The 19218-nt window shown below is 56.4% G+C and carries 14 protein-coding genes and 1 pseudogene; 6 read left to right on the forward strand and 9 right to left on the reverse strand.

All coding sequences use genetic code 11. From position 1 onward, the window contains the following. From eno to ACFQUU_RS04765, 9 genes and pseudogenes are all read right to left on the reverse strand, one after another. Positions 1-544: pseudogene (gene eno / locus ACFQUU_RS04725) on the reverse strand (phosphopyruvate hydratase); the annotation flags it as partial. Between the two features lie 183 nt (positions 545-727). Then, the gene (gene kdsA, locus ACFQUU_RS04730) at positions 728-1582 is read right to left on the reverse strand and encodes a 3-deoxy-8-phosphooctulonate synthase (RefSeq protein WP_382243415.1); all 855 of its coding nucleotides are present in this window, start codon (positions 1580-1582) and stop codon (positions 728-730) included. Continuing rightward, positions 1579-3240: a CTP synthase gene (locus tag ACFQUU_RS04735; protein ID WP_382244559.1), complete on the reverse strand. Its 1662-nt coding sequence runs from the start codon at positions 3238-3240 to the stop codon at positions 1579-1581. Before ACFQUU_RS04735 ends, kdsA begins: the two co-directional genes overlap by 4 nt. A gap of 133 nt (positions 3241-3373) precedes the next feature. Continuing rightward, entirely contained in the window at positions 3374-4330 is a 957-nt protein-coding gene (locus tag ACFQUU_RS04740; protein ID WP_382243417.1) for a lipid A deacylase LpxR family protein, read from the reverse strand. Further along, entirely contained in the window at positions 4317-5141 is an 825-nt protein-coding gene (locus tag ACFQUU_RS04745; protein ID WP_382243420.1) for an alpha/beta fold hydrolase, read from the reverse strand. Before ACFQUU_RS04745 ends, ACFQUU_RS04740 begins: the two co-directional genes overlap by 14 nt. A 127-nt stretch (positions 5142-5268) precedes the next feature. Then, a complete protein-coding gene (locus ACFQUU_RS04750; protein WP_382243423.1) occupies positions 5269-7707 on the reverse strand; it encodes a DNA internalization-related competence protein ComEC/Rec2 in 2439 nt (812 codons plus the stop codon). Positions 7708-7712: 5 nt separating this feature from the next. Next, on the reverse strand, positions 7713-8510 hold the full coding sequence (locus ACFQUU_RS04755; RefSeq protein WP_382243426.1) for a TatD family hydrolase: 798 nt from the start codon (positions 8508-8510) through the stop codon (positions 7713-7715). Continuing rightward, entirely contained in the window at positions 8500-9186 is a 687-nt protein-coding gene (gene lolD / locus ACFQUU_RS04760) for a lipoprotein-releasing ABC transporter ATP-binding protein LolD (RefSeq protein ID WP_382243429.1), read from the reverse strand. The genes ACFQUU_RS04755 and lolD overlap by 11 nt, the downstream gene beginning before the upstream one ends. A 79-nt stretch (positions 9187-9265) precedes the next feature. Then, on the reverse strand, positions 9266-10531 hold the full coding sequence (locus tag ACFQUU_RS04765) for a lipoprotein-releasing ABC transporter permease subunit (protein ID WP_382243432.1): 1266 nt from the start codon (positions 10529-10531) through the stop codon (positions 9266-9268). A 130-nt stretch (positions 10532-10661) separates the two neighbouring features. Between ACFQUU_RS04765 and ACFQUU_RS04770 the strand changes: the two genes are divergently transcribed. The 6 genes from ACFQUU_RS04770 (at position 10662) to ACFQUU_RS04795 (ending at position 19179) form a co-directional block, all read left to right on the forward strand. Beyond that, on the forward strand, positions 10662-11735 hold the full coding sequence (locus ACFQUU_RS04770) for a hypothetical protein (protein WP_382243435.1): 1074 nt from the start codon (positions 10662-10664) through the stop codon (positions 11733-11735). Beyond that, positions 11732-13426, forward strand: a complete 1695-nt coding sequence (gene recJ / locus ACFQUU_RS04775) for a single-stranded-DNA-specific exonuclease RecJ (RefSeq protein WP_382243437.1) — start codon at positions 11732-11734, stop codon at positions 13424-13426. Before ACFQUU_RS04770 ends, recJ begins: the two co-directional genes overlap by 4 nt. Before the next feature lie 152 nt (positions 13427-13578). Beyond that, a protein-coding gene (gene prfB, locus ACFQUU_RS04780) for a peptide chain release factor 2 (protein ID WP_382243440.1) occupies positions 13579-14683 on the forward strand; the annotation gives its coding sequence in 2 pieces (ribosomal slippage) (positions 13579-13659 and positions 13661-14683; 1104 coding nt in all). Between the two features lie 156 nt (positions 14684-14839). Further along, on the forward strand, positions 14840-16366 hold the full coding sequence (gene lysS / locus ACFQUU_RS04785; RefSeq protein WP_382243443.1) for a lysine--tRNA ligase: 1527 nt from the start codon (positions 14840-14842) through the stop codon (positions 16364-16366). Positions 16367-16614: 248 nt separating this feature from the next. After that, a complete protein-coding gene (locus tag ACFQUU_RS04790; protein ID WP_382243445.1) occupies positions 16615-17325 on the forward strand; it encodes a glycine zipper 2TM domain-containing protein in 711 nt (236 codons plus the stop codon). A gap of 279 nt (positions 17326-17604) precedes the next feature. Beyond that, positions 17605-19179: a PAS domain S-box protein gene (locus ACFQUU_RS04795; RefSeq protein ID WP_382243448.1), complete on the forward strand. Its 1575-nt coding sequence runs from the start codon at positions 17605-17607 to the stop codon at positions 19177-19179. Positions 19180-19218: the final 39 nt, after the last annotated feature.

Here is a 19218-nt window from a genome sequence, read left to right on the forward strand (position 1 = left end):
CATAGCGGATCGCTTCACGAAAGCTCGGTGCGCCCACCGGAATGATCATGAACTCCTGCAAGTCCAGGTTGTTGTCGGCATGGGCGCCGCCATTGATCACATTCATCATCGGCACCGGCATTTGCATCGCAGCCGAACCGCCGAAATAGCGATACAGCGGCAGGCCGGACTCTTCGGCAGCGGCCTTGGCCACCGCCATGGAGACAGCGAGGGTGGCATTGGCGCCGAGGCGGGCCTTGTTGTCGGTGCCGTCGAGGTCGATCAGAGTGCGGTCGAGGAAGGCCTGCTCATTGGCATCGAGGCCCATGATGGCTTCGGAGATCTCGGTATTGATGTTTTCGCATGCCTTGAGCACGCCCTTGCCGAGATAGCGGCTCTTGTCGCCGTCACGCAATTCGATGGCTTCGCGCGAGCCGGTGGACGCGCCCGATGGCACGGCGGCACGGCCCATGACGCCCGATTCCAGCAGGACGTCGCATTCGACGGTAGGATTGCCGCGCGAATCGATTACTTCGCGGCCGATGATGTCAACGATGGCACTCATTCACTTCTCCCAATTCAAAGAAAATTCTGTAGGCGACGCTGCGCACCTTGTCACTGCAGTCAATGCAGCATTATTCATGGATGGGCGCGCAACGTCCCGGCAAAACGCAAAAACTGGTCAAGAACCGGTCTGAGACAGATCACAAATCACGCGCGAACGAATCAAAAACGGTTCACGAGCCGATCAGGAAAAATCGGTCTCAATAAACCCGGCTTTCTTGACGACGCGATCAAGCTCAACCAGTGTTGAAAGCAGATCCTTCATGCGGCCTAGCGGCACTGCATTCGGACCGTCAGACTTTGCTTCCGCCGGGTTCGGATGGGTTTCCATGAACAGGCCGGCAATACCGGTTGCTACGGCGGCGCGTGCCAGTACCGGGACGAACTCGCGCTGGCCGCCGGATGATGTGCCTTGCCCACCTGGCAACTGAACCGAATGCGTGGCATCGAAGACGACGGGACAGCCTGTTTCGCGCATGATCGCCAGTGAGCGCATGTCGGACACGAGGTTGTTGTAGCCAAAAGAAACGCCACGTTCACAGGCCATGAAATTATCCTGTTCCAACCCGACTTCCTGTGCCGCGGCACGCGCCTTGTCGATGACGTTTTTCATATCGCCGGGCGCGAGGAACTGGCCTTTTTTGATATTGACCGGCTTTCCGGATTGTGCGCAGGCGCGGATGAAATCCGTCTGGCGGCACAGGAAAGCCGGCGTCTGCAGCACGTCGACAACCGCGGCAACAGGCTTCACTTCGTCGATTTCGTGGATATCGGTCAGGACTGGAACACCAATCTGCTTCTTCACGGCAGCAAGGATTTCAAGACCTTTTTCCATACCCAGTCCACGGAAAGACGTGCCCGACGAACGGTTGGCCTTGTCGAAGGAGGACTTGTAGATGAAGGGGATGCCCAGTTCAGCCGTCAGCTCCTTGAGCCGCCCCGCCGTATCGAACGCCATTTGTTCCGATTCAATCACGCAAGGGCCAGCGATCAGGAAGAACGGCTTGTCGAGGCCGGCTTCAAATCCGCACAGTTTCATGCTGCTTTCCTTTGTGAAGACGTTGCCTGCTTATGTGCCAGCGCCGCCTTGATGAAAGAGATAAACAAGGGGTGACCATCACGCGGTGTCGACTTGAACTCGGGGTGATACTGTACGCCGACATACCAGGGATGCGCATTGTCGCCAGTGCGCGGCAATTCCATGATCTCGCACAGATTCTCGGTCGGAGTCCGAGCCGAAACAACGAGACCGGCTTCTTCGACGCGTCCAAGGTAATGATTATTTGCCTCATAACGATGTCGATGGCGTTCGGTCACTTCATTGCCATAGATCTCAGCGGCGATGGTGCCGGGCTTGACCGCACAGGTCTGCGCACCGAGTCGCATGGTGCCGCCCAGGTCGGAGTTGGCATCGCGCTTCTCGACCTTGCCGTCATGGTTCTGCCACTCCGTGATGAGCGCTACGACCGGGTGCGGTGCTTCAGGATCGAATTCGGTTGAGTTGGCTTGCTCGAGGCCAGCTTTGTTGCGGGCAAATTCAATCAGCGCAACCTGCATACCGAGGCAGATACCCAAATAAGGCACCTTGTTCTCGCGTGCATACTTTGCCGCGGCAATCTTGCCTTCCACGCCGCGCTTGCCGAAGCCTCCGGGCACCAGGATGGCATCATACTTTTCGAGTGCTGAAATGCCTCGCTCTTCGATCTCTTCCGAGTCGATGTATTCGATGTTTACACGGCTCTCGGTATGGATGCCGGCATGACGCAACGCCTCGGTGAGCGACTTGTACGACTCGGTCAGATCGACATACTTGCCGACCATACCAATGGTCACTTCAGCCTTGGGATGCTCGAGTGCGAATACCAGCTTGTTCCAGACAGAAAGGTCCGCCGGCTTCGGGTCGAGCCCCAGCTTTTCGCAGACGATGCGATCCAGACCCTGGTCGTGCAGCATTTGCGGGATCTTGTAAATGGTATCGGCATCCCAGACAGAAATTACCGCCTCTTCCTGAACATTGGAAAAGAGCGAAATCTTGGCGCGTTCGTCATCCGGAATACGGCGGTCCGCACGACACAGCAAGGCATCGGGCGAAATACCGATTTCGCGCAGTTTCTGAACGCTGTGCTGGGTCGGCTTGGTTTTCAGTTCGCCAGCCGAAGCAATATACGGAACCAGTGTCAGGTGCACAAAGGCAGCCGCATTGCGGCCAGCGCGCAGACTGAGCTGGCGAGCGGCTTCCAGGAACGGCAGGGATTCGATGTCGCCAACGGTACCGCCGATTTCAACCAGCGCCACGTCAAAACCTTCGGCGCCGCGATGGATGTAATCCTGAATCTCGTTCGTGATGTGGGGAATCACCTGCACGGTCTTGCCGAGGTACTCGCCACGTCGCTCCTTGCGGATTACGGATTCATAAATTTGGCCGGTCGTGAAGTTGTTGAGCTTCTTCATCTTCGCGGTGATGAAGCGCTCATAGTGTCCCAGGTCAAGGTCGGTTTCGGCACCATCATCGGTGACAAACACTTCGCCATGCTGGAATGGGCTCATCGTACCCGGATCCACGTTGATGTACGGGTCGAGTTTGATAAGAGTGACTTTGAGGCCGCGCGATTCAAGGATCGCAGCGAGAGAAGCGGCTGCAATCCCTTTACCGAGGGATGAAACAACGCCGCCAGTAACGAATACAAACTTGGTCATTGCTGGAGATGTGCCGAACGGCACGTGCGGGAAATTCAAATTATACCTCAAACAGGTTTTTCGATTCGCGTCTTTGCCGGTTTTTGTATTTCCGTCCTGGGTTTTTATCCAGCATACCTTGCCGCCCTGTCATTCAGGGCGTGTACGAAAACTGCATGCGCACATAGTTTTGTGAGCCAGCAGAATCAGGTAAGTTCCTGATTTCATTGCCTCGCCGGACCAGACCGATTCGCGCCCCGTATGGTCCACCCGTCCATGTGAGTCCGATTTCCGCTTCACCAACCACACGCTTCGGATCGACGGTATGCGGATTATTGTCTGAAAAATAGCCGCCCTGCAGCGTCGCGTTATAGCCGACGACGGTGACATTGGCTCGCAGGAACCCATAAAGCGCAGGCTGGTTGGGCAGGACATTGAGTCTCCCTGCCCGCGCCATGAAACCAGCGCCCAGGTCGGTGAAAATATTGCCGAAACGTCCTCGTAATGATGGGGTGAGATCGAAGGAGTCGCCGGCGCGCCAGGTTGCCGGCGCAATTTCGCCATGCAGCACCACGCCAATCTCGTTTTTTACTTGCCGCGACCAGCCTTGCGGAAGCGGTTGGTCGATCACGCGATGAAAATTGGTCTGAGTCCAGCGTCCACCTGCGCAGGGACCCAGGCAACCAATATCCACGCCGACGCGATAATGCGTGCCATCTTCTCTGTGCATCTCCTTGAAGGCGCCGCCGAACAGCCAGCCCGCATAAGGATGATCCGACGGAGTAACCAGCGCAGGCGGTAATTTGATATCCGATGCGGTGTATAGCTCTTGCCCGATGTGCCAACCGTATACGTCGGCCTGGCTGCCCTGTTGCAGGGTATGTGCCTGTGTGTAGCTTATGCCGCTTGTATAGAAACCGTCATTTCGATTAAGGAGCAGCGTGTCATTATCGATCCCTAACCTATGTGAGGTTTTGCCATTGTCGCGAGCCAGTCTAAAATTGTCGAAAAAGTCAGATAACGGATTGGCGTAAGCAATATGCGTACTGAAAGCAAGCAGACTGCCGATAACGAGGCTGCGTGGCACAGGGCGACTTTTATTTTTGTGCATGGGCTGCTCGACTGGAAAGTAAAGACGTGATCATGTCATGGGTCGCTGTGGCGGCGACCGCCGGCGACTCCATCGGAAATAAATGTCCACCCGGTACTTGCATGAAATGCTTGCCAACCAGTTTGCGCGTCGCAGCAAGTCCTGCCTGGCGGCATTCCACCGAGTCGACGCCTCCGATGAAACCAACCGGAACCGCAAAGTCACGCCTGACCAGCGATCCGATATGGTGCGGCAGACTTCGATACACCGCAGTTTCCGTTTCCCTGGTGAAGCGTAGTGTGACGCCCTGCCCGTCAGTTGCCGGCTTGAGGCCATGCTTGAGGTAATCGCGCAGAACCTCTTCTGGCCAGATCGCAAACATCGGCTTTGCCGCATAGTGCTCATAAGCTGCCTCCACGCTGGGCCAGTGATTGCGGCGCTTTTCGGAAAACTTTGCAGGTGAAAAATTTTTGTCCGCACCGGCATGCTTTGCCATACGTAAAAGGGCGGCACGCCAACCGGCAACAACTGGCGAATCCAGCAGGACCACGCAACGCACCAGGTCGGGGCGCGCCTTTGCAGCCAATAGGCTTAGCATGCCTCCCATGGAGTGACCTGCAAGTATCACTGGCTCACGATGGCGCGCCTGCAAGTCATCCAGCAATTCACGTGTCAACGCAGCCCATCCATTCGTTACCGGATAGGCAGGGTTATGGGCATGCATATCGAGCGCATGTACTTGGTAATGCTTCTTCATATGTTCGAAGAAGACGCGATAAGTCCCTGCTGGATAACTATTGGCGTGGGCAAAATGCAGGACAGGACGGTTCATCGATTGGTCTGGGAATAAGGTAATGTTGCGGCAGTAAATCCGTTTTACGGAATTGTAATGGGATTATTCCTGAGAGGTTCGAGAACCCATATCCTCTCCGGATAGCCGCTTTAACGCCGGCACTTGCTCAATGTCCGTACCAGTAACGTGCATGCTCCTTGCGATATTCCTTCCACGTCACCGCATCGCCATTACGATTGCCATCGAAAACTATACTCACAGCGCCTGCATCATCACTGCGCACGCGTTCAATTCCAAGATGTGCATATCGCTCGAAGACTTCCGTCTTGGGATGGTGATAGCGATTGCGATAACCGACCTGAAATAGCGCAAGTCGTGGCTGCACCGCGTTCAAAAACGCTTTTGTGGAGGAGGTGCCGCTCCCGTGATGCGGAGCGAGCAAGACTGTCGAGCGTAATTCTTCGCCGCGACGTCGAAGCAGATCTGTTTCCTGAGGTGCCTCTATATCTCCAGCCAAAAGCATGGACTGCGAACCGATCGCTATCCTGAGCGTACAACTTCGGCCATTGGGTTTCAGTTTCGCATTGTCATAGTTTTCTACAGATGGATGAAGCATCTCGAAATGCATGCCGTCCCATTCCCACTGTTGCCCCGCCAGGCAGTGCTCATGCTGACTGCTTTGCGTTACGATCGAGTGGTTGGCCGGCAAGGACGACATGAGTTTCTTCACGTTGATCTCGCGCAGAATTGACAATGCTCCACCCGAGTGGTCATTGTCACTGTGGGACACGATCATGGCATCAAGAGTGTCGATACCGCGAGCTTTGAGATAAGGAAGAATAACTCGGTTGCCACCGTCAGATTCGGAAGAAAACGCGGGGCCGGTATCGTAAAGAAGACGCTTGCGCGGAGTTTCGATCAGCAGCGCCATTCCCTGTCCCACGTCGAATGCCGTCACCCAGGCCTGCCCATCATTCGGATGGGTTGGCCGTGCGATAAGCAGCGGTACCAGCCCCGCCACACCGAGCCATCGGACCGGCCAACCGCGCGGCGCAAGCATCCAGAGTGTCCCAATCAGCGCTGCCATGAATGCGGGCCATGACGACAAAGGCGTCGTCCAGACAGCGGACGGAAATGCACTCATCCATGCCAGGACACCGGCAAGTGACTCGATGATCCAGTGAGCGCAACCAAGCATCCAAGCCGACCACGGGGAAGGCAGTACGCTGCCTGCCAGTGACAGCGGTGTGACGACAAAACTCACCAATGGAATGGCAATGGCATTGGCAACCGGACTGATCAATGAAACCTGCCCGAACAACAGCATGGTCAGCGGCACCAGGCCGATAGTAACGACATACTGGGTATGACTGGCGGCTTTTAGTGATGAAAACGTTTTTTCCGTGCGGGTATGCTGCACCATCGAATAGCTTTGGGCCCGCCCCACTGTCGCATACAGCAGGATCGCCACCGCCCCGAACGACAGCCAGAAACCGGGCCAGAGAACCGCCCAGGGATCCAGCAAAACGACGAGTCCCAGAGCAGCACAAAGGACATGAGATACGGCGGAAATCCTGCCGACCCATAGCGCCAGCGCGACTACTGACAGCATATATAGCGTACGCTGGGCGGGAATGCCAAACCCGGCAAGCGATACATAAGTCAGCGCAATACAGACGCCCGCCAGCGCCGCTGCCTTTTGGGCGGGCAACAGCAAGGGCAGATCAAGCGCCGTAAAGAAAGAGCGCCGCCACAGTGAAAAGACCAATGCAGAAAACAACCCTGCAATCATCGTGATGTGCAAACCTGAAATCGAAATGAGATGCCCTACCCCGCTTCGATTGAAAACCTGCCAGTCGGATTGGTTCACGGCACGCTGATCGCCTATGACCAGCGCAACGATGACACCTGCATAGTCCTTGTCCGGCAACGCATCCAGGATACGCTCACGCAGCCAGCCGCGAGAACGCTCAACAATACTTCGGGGAGATACAACGAAGGTGTCGAGTCTTTGATTCTTGTGCCGCGTATTGGCATCTGGCCGAACATATCCGGTTGCGCGCAAATTCTGCTCCAGCAACCATACCTCATAATCAAAACCGTAGGGATTGGCATTCCCGTGTGGCCGACGCAGACGCACTGTCAACTGCCATCGCTCTCCTGGAAGCACCTTGCCGACTGCCTGCAGTTCTTCTGCCCGGAATGCCGTGTACCATGACAAAGCAAGCCGGGGCGGAATCGCCTCAGCAGCATCTGGTGGTTCCACCACCCTTTCAACAGCGAAGTTGAAACGCACGCCCTGTTCCATACTGGAAGGAAGGCTATCGATCGTACCGACAAGGGTGACGTCGCGACCTTCCCATTCTTTCGGCAGGTCGTGAGACAGATGATAGTGGGCATACAACCCCGCCCAGGCAAAACCCGCTATTGCACCGCCAAGCAAGCAGCATGCAACGCGGACCGCGACATGATCAAGCTTGCAAGTAAAAACAAATGAGATCAGCGAAAGCAATAGCAGCAGCAAGAGAATCGGCTTCGGCCACAAGCTTGCCTGATTTTGCAATAACGCAGCGCCGGCCACCAGGCCGAGAATCGCACATCGCATGCTGTTCAGGCCGGATGTATCAACCGTGGCAGCACGTCCCGCGCATTGGCAGACGTTAGCTGCGCGATATGCGCTTCTGAAGTGTCACGCAGTTCGGAGAGCACCTTTCCGATCTGCGGCAGATGTTCAGGGCTATTGCGGCCGGGATGAACCCATGCCGGGGAGATATCCGGAGCATCTGTCTCGAGGACGATTGCTTCCTCCGGCAATTCCGTTGCGAGCCTGCGAATCTGCAGTGCTCTCGTAAAGGTCATGGCGCCGCCAAACCCAAGACGGAAACCGCGTCGGATGAATTCATCCGCCTGCTGGAAGCTGCCGTTAAAGGCATGAGCAATGCCGCCGCGCACCGCAATGCGGCGCAAATATTTCAGGATGACGTCTTGCGAACGCCGCACATGGAGCAATACTGGCAGGTCAAAATCGCGTGCGATCTTTAGCTGCTCGCTGTAAAAATGTTCCTGTTTCTCACGAAGCGCACCATCGCCCAGGCCAGGAACAAAGAAGTCGAGACCGATCTCGCCGATGGCGACAAAGCTGGGGTCACGCATTGCATCGCCAACTTCCTTGCGCAAAAACACAAGGTCGCTCTCGTCCGCGTTCGGCACAAAGATCGGATGAATACCGAGTGCATAGCTACAATTTACCGATCCCCGGGCAAGCTGGCTTACCGCAGCGAAGTTGTCTTTTGCGACTGAGGGAATAACGATCATCGATACACCCTGCTGTCCGGCGCGGGCGGCAACGTCAGCATGTTCTCCGGCGAATTCGCTCGCGTCGAGATGGCAGTGGGTATCAATCCACATAGGGATGCAATCCGTCTTCGGACAGACGCAGGACGCGATCGCAATGGCGCGCCAGTTCGATATCGTGGGTCACGATCACAAAGGCCGTTCCCAAAGTGCGGGACAGTTCCAGCATCAAGTCAAAGGTCTTATGGGCAGTAACGCGGTCGAGGTTGCCAGTCGGTTCATCGGCAAGCACGCAGGCCGGTTGGGTTACCAGGGCGCGCGCCAGTGCGACGCGCTGACGTTCACCGCCGGACAACTCGCCCGGCACATGCGTTACGCGTTTTTCAAGACCGACCCGTGCCAACACTTTGCGCGCCTCTGCCTGCGCATCTTCACGGCTCTTGCGACGAATCATCAGCGGCATTCCGACATTGTCCAGCGCAGAAAACTCGGGAAGCAGATGGTGAAACTGATACACGAATCCGAGCGAATTATTTCGCAAGTCGCCGCGCGCCTTTTCACCCAGACTGGCGAAGTCCTGCCCGAGCAGTGTGACACTCCCCGCCGACGGCACATCAAGCCCGCCGAGCAAGTGAAGCAAGGTGGACTTACCCGAACCGGATGCGCCCACAATGGCGACCCGCTCTCCGCGCGAGACGCTGAAGTCAATCCCGGTAAGAACACTCACTGAATATTTTCCCTGCGTGAACGTTTTCGCGAGACCGCGACAAGACAATACTGTTTGATCCATCGTCATTCCGGCGAATTGTTGACCGCCTTCAGGCAGCGGCAGGGCTTATTAAATATGTTAATTGCACTCATGGTCATCGTTATTCGTAGCGCAATGCTTCCGCAGGACGCACATTGGCTGCACGCCAGCTGGGATACAACGTTGCAAGGAAAGCCAGCACTATCGCGACACCGCCAATGGTCCATACATCCGGCCAACGGAGTTCGGACGGCAGCGCGGTGATGAGATAGATTTCCTTGGACAGGAACTGCACCCCCAGCAAGTGTTCAATGAACGGCACGATCACATCGATGTTGAGGGCGACCAGCACGCCAAGGCCGACCCCGATCGCCGTGCCTAGAAGGCCGACCATCGCACCCTGAATCATGAAGATTTTTAGGATAGAAGTCGGCGATGCGCCGAGCGTGCGCAGGATGGCGATGTCAGCCTGCTTGTCGGTGACTGTCATGACCAGCGTCGACACCAGGTTGAATGCAGCCACCGCTATGATCAGCGTCAGGATGATGAACATCATCCGCTTCTCAGTCTGGACGGCCGCGAACCAGGTGCGGTTCTGCTTTGACCAGTCGAGAATAAACAGGTTACCGGTCAGGATACGCGACAACGTCAACGCGACTTCCGGGGCAAGTTGCATGTCTTCTACCCGCAGGCGCAACCCGGAAGGGGCTTCCAGCTTGAACATGCGCATCGCATCGTCAATATGGATAAAGGCAAGACTGGAATCGTATTCGTGATGCCCGGCCTCAAAGATGCCGGCGACCGTGAACTGCTTGAGGCGAGGCAGGACGCCAGCCGGCGTAATCTGCCCCTGTGGTGCGATCATCGTGACCTTGTCGCCGACACCCACATGCAGGCCGCCGGCCAGCTCCCGCCCCAGGACGATATTGAACTCGCCGGACTTCAGGTCGTTGAAACTGCCTTCGCGTACCTGCGAGGCGACATCGGATACCTTGGGCTCTTCTTCTGGCAACACGCCCCGGATAATGACTCCGCGCACCGTGCTATCGCGTGTCATCATGGCCTGGGCGGCAACATAAGGAGCCGCGCCCTTGACTTCCTTGACCTGGGTTGCCTCCTTGGCGGTAGCCTGCCAGTCCGGCATGCTACCCGTGGCGTCATACACTTCGATATGCGACAGGACTGAGAGCATGCGGTCGCGCACTTCTTTCTGAAATCCGTTCATTACGGACAGCACGACAATGAGTGCGGCGACGCCAAGGGCGATACCCGCCATTGAAATCAAGGAAATGAATGAAATAAAGCTATTGCGGCCGCTGCGACGACCGGCACGCGTATAACGCAGGCCGACCAGCCATTCGAACGGCAAATTTTTAACAATACTCAAAAGAAAACTCCATAGTAGAAGTTGCCGAGGCACCCGACCGGCGGCCATGGCGCCTTTCCATCGCATATGGAAGGATTGGCAACATCCGGCGAAGCGGAAGTTTGCCATACATTTGCCCTACAATCACACGATGACTCATCTTGATATCCTGATTCCTTTTGGTTTACCTCCACCGGAACTTGCCTCCGACCTGTTCCGGGAGCTGAATGCTCCCGCACTTGCCACGCTGACCGCGCGCGCAAAAACCGAAGCAGCCTCCCGGCATGAACGCCACGATGATTTTTCGCGCACGCTGCCCCATGAATCATGGCTGGGGCGACGTTTCGGCCGTGACAGCCGGTTACGCGTTTCCGGCAGCCTGCCAGTTGCGGGCAGCATGATGCGGCATCTGGGCGTAACCGCCGACAACGTAGCCGACAACGGTCTATGGTTCGTCGTCGAACCGGTACATATCCATATCGCGCGCGACCACCTTGTTCTTACCGACCCGCGCCAGCTTATGCTAACGGAACCGGACGCGCGTGTTCTGTTCGAAATCGCAAAACCTTTATTTAATGAATGCGGGCACGACTTGCGTTATGGCAATGCTCGTTACTGGTTTCTTCGTGCGGATGCCTGGGACGCGCTGCAAACCGCATCTCCGGAAGCCGCTACCGGCCACAATATCGATATCTGGATGCCAAAAGGCCCTGGGGAGCGTGACTGGCGAAAAGTGCAAAACGAAGTGCAGATGCATTGGTTTGATCATGCGATCAACAACGCGCGCGAAGAACGCCGTTTAAAACCGGTCAACTCAATTTGGTTATGGGGAGCCGAACACATCGGCATCAAGTATGACGCCCGCCCCTATGACGCTGTATTCAACTTCGAGGGCTGGTTGCAGGCACTCGCGGCTGGAGATGTCACTGTAAATACGGCAACCGCCGCATCCTCAGTCCTGTCATCCCAATCGCGCCAAGCCCTCGTTGTGCTCGACGATCTCCAGGAACCGGCGCTGTCGAGCGACTGGGCCAACTGGATCGACGGACTGCGCCGCATCGAAAATGACTGGTGCGCGCCATTGCTCGACGCGCTGAAATCAGGAACAATCACGTCAATGACACTGATCATCACCAATGACACAGGTCTTTCCCGTTTTACCACTACCCGATCCTCCCTGCGGAAATTTTGGGTCAAGCCCTCACTCGCAACACTATGTCCATGACCCGTATCGCCCCGCGCAGCTACCCTTTTCGCACCGCCGAGATGCTCCGTCAGCAAGGTGTGCATCCCGTGCTGGCGCGATTGTACGCAGCGCGCGGACTCACCGATGCGCGTGAGCTGTCGAGCGAACTGACGGCGCTGATCAACCCCTCCGGCTTGCTGCACGTGGATGCCGCGGCCTCGTATCTTGCCGATGCCATCGATGCCGGGAAAAAACTGGTGATCGTTGCCGACTACGACTGCGACGGCGCGACGGCCTGCGCGGTCGCCCTGCGAGGCTTGCGGGCACTGGGTGCCCGGGTCGATTACATCGTGCCGAACCGATTCGAGTACGGTTACGGCCTGACGCCGGAAATCGTCGAGCTCACGGTCCGCGAAAAGTCGCCGGATGTCATTGTCACCGTCGATAACGGCATCGCCAGTATCGACGGTGTGGAAGAAGCAAAACGACGTGGCATTGATGTGGTGGTGACCGACCACCACCTTCCGGGCGACAGGCTTCCCGACGCGCGCGTTATCGTCAATCCCAACCAGCCGTCCTGCGGCTTCCCGAGCAAGAACCTGGCGGGAGTCGGCGTGATGTTCTATGTATTGCTTGCCTTGCGTGCCGAACTGCGCAAGCGTGGCCGCTTCGATGCGCAAAACCAGCCGAAGCTTGATGCCTTGCTCGATCTGGTGGCACTCGGCACCGTCGCCGACGTAGTTAAGCTCGACGGCAACAACCGCATTCTGGTCGCCCAGGGCTTGAAGCGCATGCGTGCAGGACGAATGCAACCGGGTATTGCAGCCCTTTTCCGCGCGGCAGGCCGCGAAGCACGGCGTGCCACGCCGTTCGACCTCGGCTTTGCGTTGGGTCCGCGATTAAATGCTGCCGGCCGGCTGGCCGACATGTCGCTGGGTATCGAGTGCCTTACGACGGACGACGAAGGCCGGGCATGGGCGATTGCCCAACAGCTCGATACCATCAACCGGGAACGGCGCGATATCGAAGCCGGAATGCAGGACACGGCGCTTACGCTACTGGATTCCTTTGAGCCGCGTACCCGCAATACCATCAGCGTGTTTGACGACTCCTGGCATCAGGGTGTGATCGGGATTGTCGCCTCGCGCCTGAAAGACAAATTTTATCGGCCGACCATCACGTTTGCGCCCGGCGGCGAAGGTCTGATCAAAGGATCGGGCCGTTCTATCGCAGGATTCCATTTGCGCGATGCGCTGGACCTGGTGTCCAAGCATGCGCCTTCCGTCATCCAGAAATTCGGCGGACATGCGATGGCCGCCGGACTGACCATCCGGGCAGAGGCTTTCGACGCCTTTGCCGAGGCATTTGAAGCGGTCGGGCAGGAATGGCTGACTGAAAGCCAGCTGGAGCGCATCATCGAAACCGATGGGCCACTGGAAGAGGCCTACTTCACACCACAGTTCATCGAGCTCATCGATGGCCAGGTCTGGGGCCAGGGTTTCTCCCCTCCGGTATTCTGCGATGAATTCAGGGTGCTTAATCAACGTATCCTGAAAGAAAAACACCTGAAGCTCACCCTGGAAAAAGGCGGGCGCCGCTTCGATGCGATCTGGTTCGGCCACATCGATGACTTGCCGGAACGCGCGATGGTGGCCTATCGGCTGGACGCAAACGAATACAACGGCGCGGTACGAGTGCAATTGCTTGTGGAACATGCGCAGCCCGTCTGAGCAGCGACAAATCGACAGTTGGTCAGCTCCTTTGCGGGCCGCAAAAATTGCATTCCATGCAATGCACGACACTCCGAAAAGGCCGGCTTCCGCTCGCTTGAGCGGCCCTCCTGTCAGGTATAATGACAGGTTTGATCGCACAAGAAACTGCCATGGAAGCCGAACGCCTCAATTCCCTCTCCTCGCTGCTCGCAGACCTGACTACCCGCGCAGCCGAACTTCGGAGGTATCTTTGACGTCGATGTAAAGTCAGAGAAACTCGAACAAGTCAACGCCGAACTGGAAGACCCTGCGGTCTGGAACGACCCCAAGCGGGCGCAGGATCTCGGCAAGGAAAAGAAATCGCTGGAAGCGATTGTCCTGACGCTCAACAAGATCGATGCCGACCTCGCCGACACGCGAGACCTGTTCGACATGGCGCGTGAAGAACAGGATGAAGACACGCTGATCGCGATCGAGACCGATGCCGACGAACTCAGGAAACTGGTCGAAGGCATGGAATTCCGCCGGATGTTCTCGAACCCGATGGACCCCAACAACTGCTTCATCGATATCCAGGCCGGCGCCGGCGGTACCGAGGCCCAGGACTGGGCGTCGATGCTGCTCCGCCAGTACCTGCGCTATTGCGAACGCAAGGGTTTCAAGACCGAGATCCTCGAAGAATCCGAAGGTGAAGTCGCCGGCATCAAGACAGCGACCATCAAGGTTGAAGGCGAATACGCCTACGGCTTCCTGCGTACTGAAAGCGGTGTACACCGTCTGGTCCGGAAATCGCCTTTCGACTCGGCCAATGGCCGTCACACGTCGTTTTCCAGCGTGTTTGTCTATCCGGAAGTTGACGAGTCTATCGAGATCGACATTAATCCGGCCGACGTGCGTGTGGATACCTTCCGTGCGTCCGGCGCCGGCGGTCAGCACATCAACAAAACCGACTCGGCGGTGCGTCTGACGCACGCTCCTTCCGGTATCGTTGTCCAGTGCCAGAACGACCGCAGCCAGCACCGTAACCGAGCGGAAGCTTGGGCCATGCTGAAATCGCGTCTCTATGAAATGGAGTTGCGCAAGCGCATGAGCGAACAGCAGAAAATGGAAGACTCCAAGACGGATATCGGCTGGGGCCACCAGATCCGTTCCTATGTGCTGGATCAGTCCCGCATCAAGGACCTGCGAACAAATTACGAAGTCGGTAATACCAAGGCTGTCCTCGACGGCGATCTCGACGACTTCATCGCCGCATCGCTGAAACAGGGTGTGTAAACCTTCGCGAAGCCGGTTGCAGGCGTTGAGCGTTTTACATCTGCAACCGATCGCCGCGATGGTTTGCACAACGACCTGCAAATCATTAGCGACAGGCGACTGGCAAGAATCGCAGACTGCCTCTCCGACGCAATTTCCATATCACGCATTATTCACATGACTAACCAAACAGAAAACGCCGCGCCCGCACAAGACGAAAATTCCATTATCGCGGAACGCCGTGCAAAGTTGACGGCGCTACGCGAACAGGGCGTCGCCTTCCCTAATGATTTTCGCCCGGAACACAAAGCCGCCGACTTGCATGCCCGCTATGGCGAACTGACCAACGAACAGCTGGAAGCCACCCCGATCAAGGTCTCGGTAGCCGGCCGCATGATGCTCAAGCGCGTAATGGGCAAGGCATCGTTTGCCACCATTCAGGATGGCTCCGGCCGCAACGCCGAAGGCCGTATCCAGCTCTACATCACCAACGACAATGCCGGCGAAGAACTCCACGCCATGTTCAAGCATTGGGACCTGGGTGACATTCTCGGTGCAGAAGGCCTTCTGTTCAAGACCAAGACCGGCGAACTTTCGGTCAAGGTGACCGGCCTGCGCCTGCTCACCAAGTCGCTGCGTCCGCTGCCCGACAAGTTCCATGGCCTTTCCGATCAGGAAACCAAATACCGTCAGCGCTACGTCGACCTCATCACGAGCGAAGACACGCGTCGCACCTTCAAGGCACGTACCGCAGCCATGTCTTCGATCCGCCGCTTCATGGCGGAACACGATTTCATGGAAGTCGAAACGCCCATGCTGCACCCCATTCCCGGCGGCGCAGCGGCCAAGCCTTTTATCACGCATCACAATGCGCTCGACATGCAAATGTTTCTCCGCATTGCGCCCGAGCTTTACCTCAAGCGCCTGGTGGTCGGCGGCTTCGAACGTGTCTTTGAGGTAAATCGTAATTTCCGTAACGAAGGTGTGTCGCCACGCCACAATCCGGAATTCACGATGATGGAATTCTATGCGGCCTATGTCGATTACAAATGGCTGATGGACTTTACCGAGGCCGTCATCCGGCAGGCGGCGATCGATGCCCATGGCACTGCGCAACTAAGCTACCAGGGTCGCGAACTGGACCTCAGCAAGCCTTTTCATCGTATGACGATCGTCGGTGCAATCAACAAGTTCGCACCGCAATACACCAATGAGCAGTTGCACGATGCTGCCTTCCTGAAAGCGGAACTGAAGAAATTCGGCGTCACGCCGTTCGCGACGGCTGGCCTCGGTGCATTGCAACTCGCGCTGTTTGAAGAAACTGCGGAATCGCAGTTGTGGGAACCCACCTACATCATCGACTATCCGGTCGAGGTATCGCCGCTGGCACGTGCTTCGGACACTGTTGCTGGCATTACCGAGCGATTCGAGCTGTTCATCACCGGCCGCGAAATTGCCAACGGCTTTTCCGAGCTCAATGACCCGGAAGACCAGGCAGCCCGCTTCCAGGCGCAGGTCGCAGCTAAAGATGCCGGCGATGAAGAAGCGATGTTTTATGACGCCGACTATATCCGCGCGCTCGAGTACGGCATGCCCCCGACCGGCGGTTGCGGTATCGGCATTGACCGCCTGATGATGCTGATCACCGATTCTCCCAACATCCGTGACGTCATTCTCTTCCCTCACCTCCGGCGCGAAGACTAAATATTCGATGACCCGGCAACGGGCCCAGAGATGTCATGCTTAAAACAGGGCCGCAATGGCCCTGTTTTTATATTTTGTTTTATATTTTTCTTTGTTAGCTGATTCGCTTCTGCAGACGGCTTTGACATCCTGCAAACAGGGTTACAAAGCCTTACAGCTTACACATTAAAGGTCTTTTTTCCAGCCTTGTTACCTTCCATAATCATTTCATGTTGTTGTATCGGCGTAGTCCATCACAGGAGGTCATTATGGAAAACAAAAAGACATCGAATCGCATTCATCCCTTGGTCGCCGGCGCAGCCGTTTCGGTCATGCTTGTCAGCCTGACAGGGGTCGCGGCAATTACCGGCCTGATTCCCACCTCACACGGCACTGCTCCATCCTCAGCCATATCGACTGAAAATCCGGTCGCCAAATCCGTCGGCGCAGCCTCAGCGGCATCATCACCTGCGGCACTGGTAGATTCCAAGGTGGCGGACGCCGCCGAGCCGGAACCTTCGCCTGCCAAACCTGCGCCCGTGCAAAAACGTGCTGCGGCACCACGCACTACCCAAACACATTCCGAACCGCGTACCGGTTATAGCCAGCAGCCTGCCATGGCCCAAGCTTCGGCTCCCGCAATTTGCAGCAGCTGTGGCCGTGTCGAATCGGTACAGGCAATCCAGCAACCGGCTCAGGCAAGTGGTGTGGGCATGGTGGCTGGGGCCGTATTGGGCGGCGTGCTTGGAAACCAGGTAGGCGGTGGCACCGGCCGTAAAATCGCAACGGTTGCAGGTGCAGTCGGCGGCGGCTATGCCGGCAATGAAGTGGAAAAGCGGACACGTTCAACAACCACCTACCAAGTTCGTGTTCGTATGGAAGATGGACAGGTGCGTAGCTTTCCGTTTGCGCAGCAGCCTGGCTGGAATACCGGGGACCGTGTACGGGTAGTGGATGGCCAGCTGACAGCGCGCGCATAAATCCGCCTAGTCAGTTGGCGGGGCGCCGACTACCAGGAAACAACTTTTGATTTTAGATAAGAAAGGCAGCATGTGCTGCCTTTCTTGCTTTTGCCCGATGTGCGATGTGCGATGTGCGATCCATTTTGCACACGAGTAATCGTCCTTTATCCAGGCAATCCAACGTGATTTTCGAACTCAAGCTTATGTTCGCACATAGGGCTTGCCATCGTCGCTCGGGAGATCCATACTTGTTTTTTTTACACTACATTATTCCCTGTATCACGGGGAAAATCACTTGTGGAACACGGCAACGATAAACCACCGCATCGACATCAACCGCCTCGCCGGCGCGCCGGTGAACAACAGTCCTCCGACGCCGGTACTGCGCTGACGGGATTTTCCAAAGTACATCACCTTCCCGCCCAGTACGGCCTGGCCAGCATGCATGCGGCTACGGACTCCGATCCAGAGAGGAGAACTGCGCGGTACGCAGACCTTTATGACTTTGCTCCGGTAGGGTATTTTTGCGTCGACCGACGAGGGCTCATACGCGACGTCAATCTCACCGGTGCAGGTTTGCTTGGGATATCACGCGCCACACTGACCGGTCGCAGCCTCGCGGATTTCGTCGCGCTGGACCAGCACGGGGACTTCAAAAGCTTCCTCGATCACGTGTTTCATTCCGATGCGAAGGCAACTTGTGAACTGACCTTTCTTGATGCAGACAAGCGGGCGTTCTATGCACATATGGAAGCCAATGCTGACCATGGGGCACAGTTTTGCCGCATGGTTCTGTGCGACATAAGCGAACGTAAACAAGCCGAACTATCTTTAGTGCAAAGCGAGGAACGCTTTCGCCTGATGGCCGATTCCGCCCCTGTCCTTATCTGGATCATGGATGGGGACCAGCAATATGTCTGGTTCAACAAGATGTGGCTGGAATTTACCGGACGTACCTTGAAAGAAGAACTTGGTAATGGCTGGACCAAGGGCGTACATGAAGAAGATATTCAGCACTGTCTTGCGATACAAGCCGCCGCTGTAACAGAGCGCAAGCCTTTTACCATGGAGTATCGCCTGCGTAACCGTAGCGGACATTACCACCATATGCTGGCCCAAGGTGCGCCGCGTACCGCGCGCTCTGGACGTTTTCTTGGGTATATTGGAAGTTGCACCGATATTTCCGAACGCAAGAAAGTCGAGGAGCGGTTGCGACATTCTCGCCAAATGCTTCGGCATCTGGTGTCATATCAGGAGCGCGTTCGCGAGGACGAACGAAAGCGCATTGCGCGCGAAATTCATGACGATCTTGGGCAAAACTTGCTGGCATTGAGAATCGATGTCTCAATGCTGCATACGCGAACAGGCCACGCTCACCCAAAATTGAATGAGCGCGTAGGTATTGCTCTCAGCCATATCGATGCAACCATGAAAGCCGTACGCGCGGCAATCAATAACCTGAGGCCGACGGTGCTCGATCTCGGCCTGACGGCAGCAATCGAATGGCAAGTCAAAGATTTTCAGCGCCGCAGCGGTATTGCGTGCGACCTCCATGTCATGGACGATTTTGTGCTGGAGGATGACCGTGCGACCGCCCTCTTCCGTATTCTCCAGGAGTCATTGAATAACGTGATTCGCCATGCAAAAGCATCGTATGTGCAGATAACTCTTGACCGAAATGCGGATAAACTTTTTATGAAAATCGCCGACAACGGTATCGGTATTTATCCGGACTGCCGCAGGAAAGCGAATTCCTTCGGCTTGGTCGGCATCGAAGAGCGCATTAATGCTCTTGGCGGTGAGTTGACGATCGATAGCCAGCCCGATAAGGGAACAGCCCTAAGTGTGTCATTACCGTTGAAGGTGCTTTGACTGTCTGGCGGCCCAAGCCTGTAACGTAAACAGGTCTTG

Source organism: Herbaspirillum sp. GCM10030257 (assembly GCF_042666555.1).
Taxonomy (GTDB): Bacteria; Pseudomonadota; Gammaproteobacteria; order Burkholderiales; family Burkholderiaceae_D; genus Noviherbaspirillum.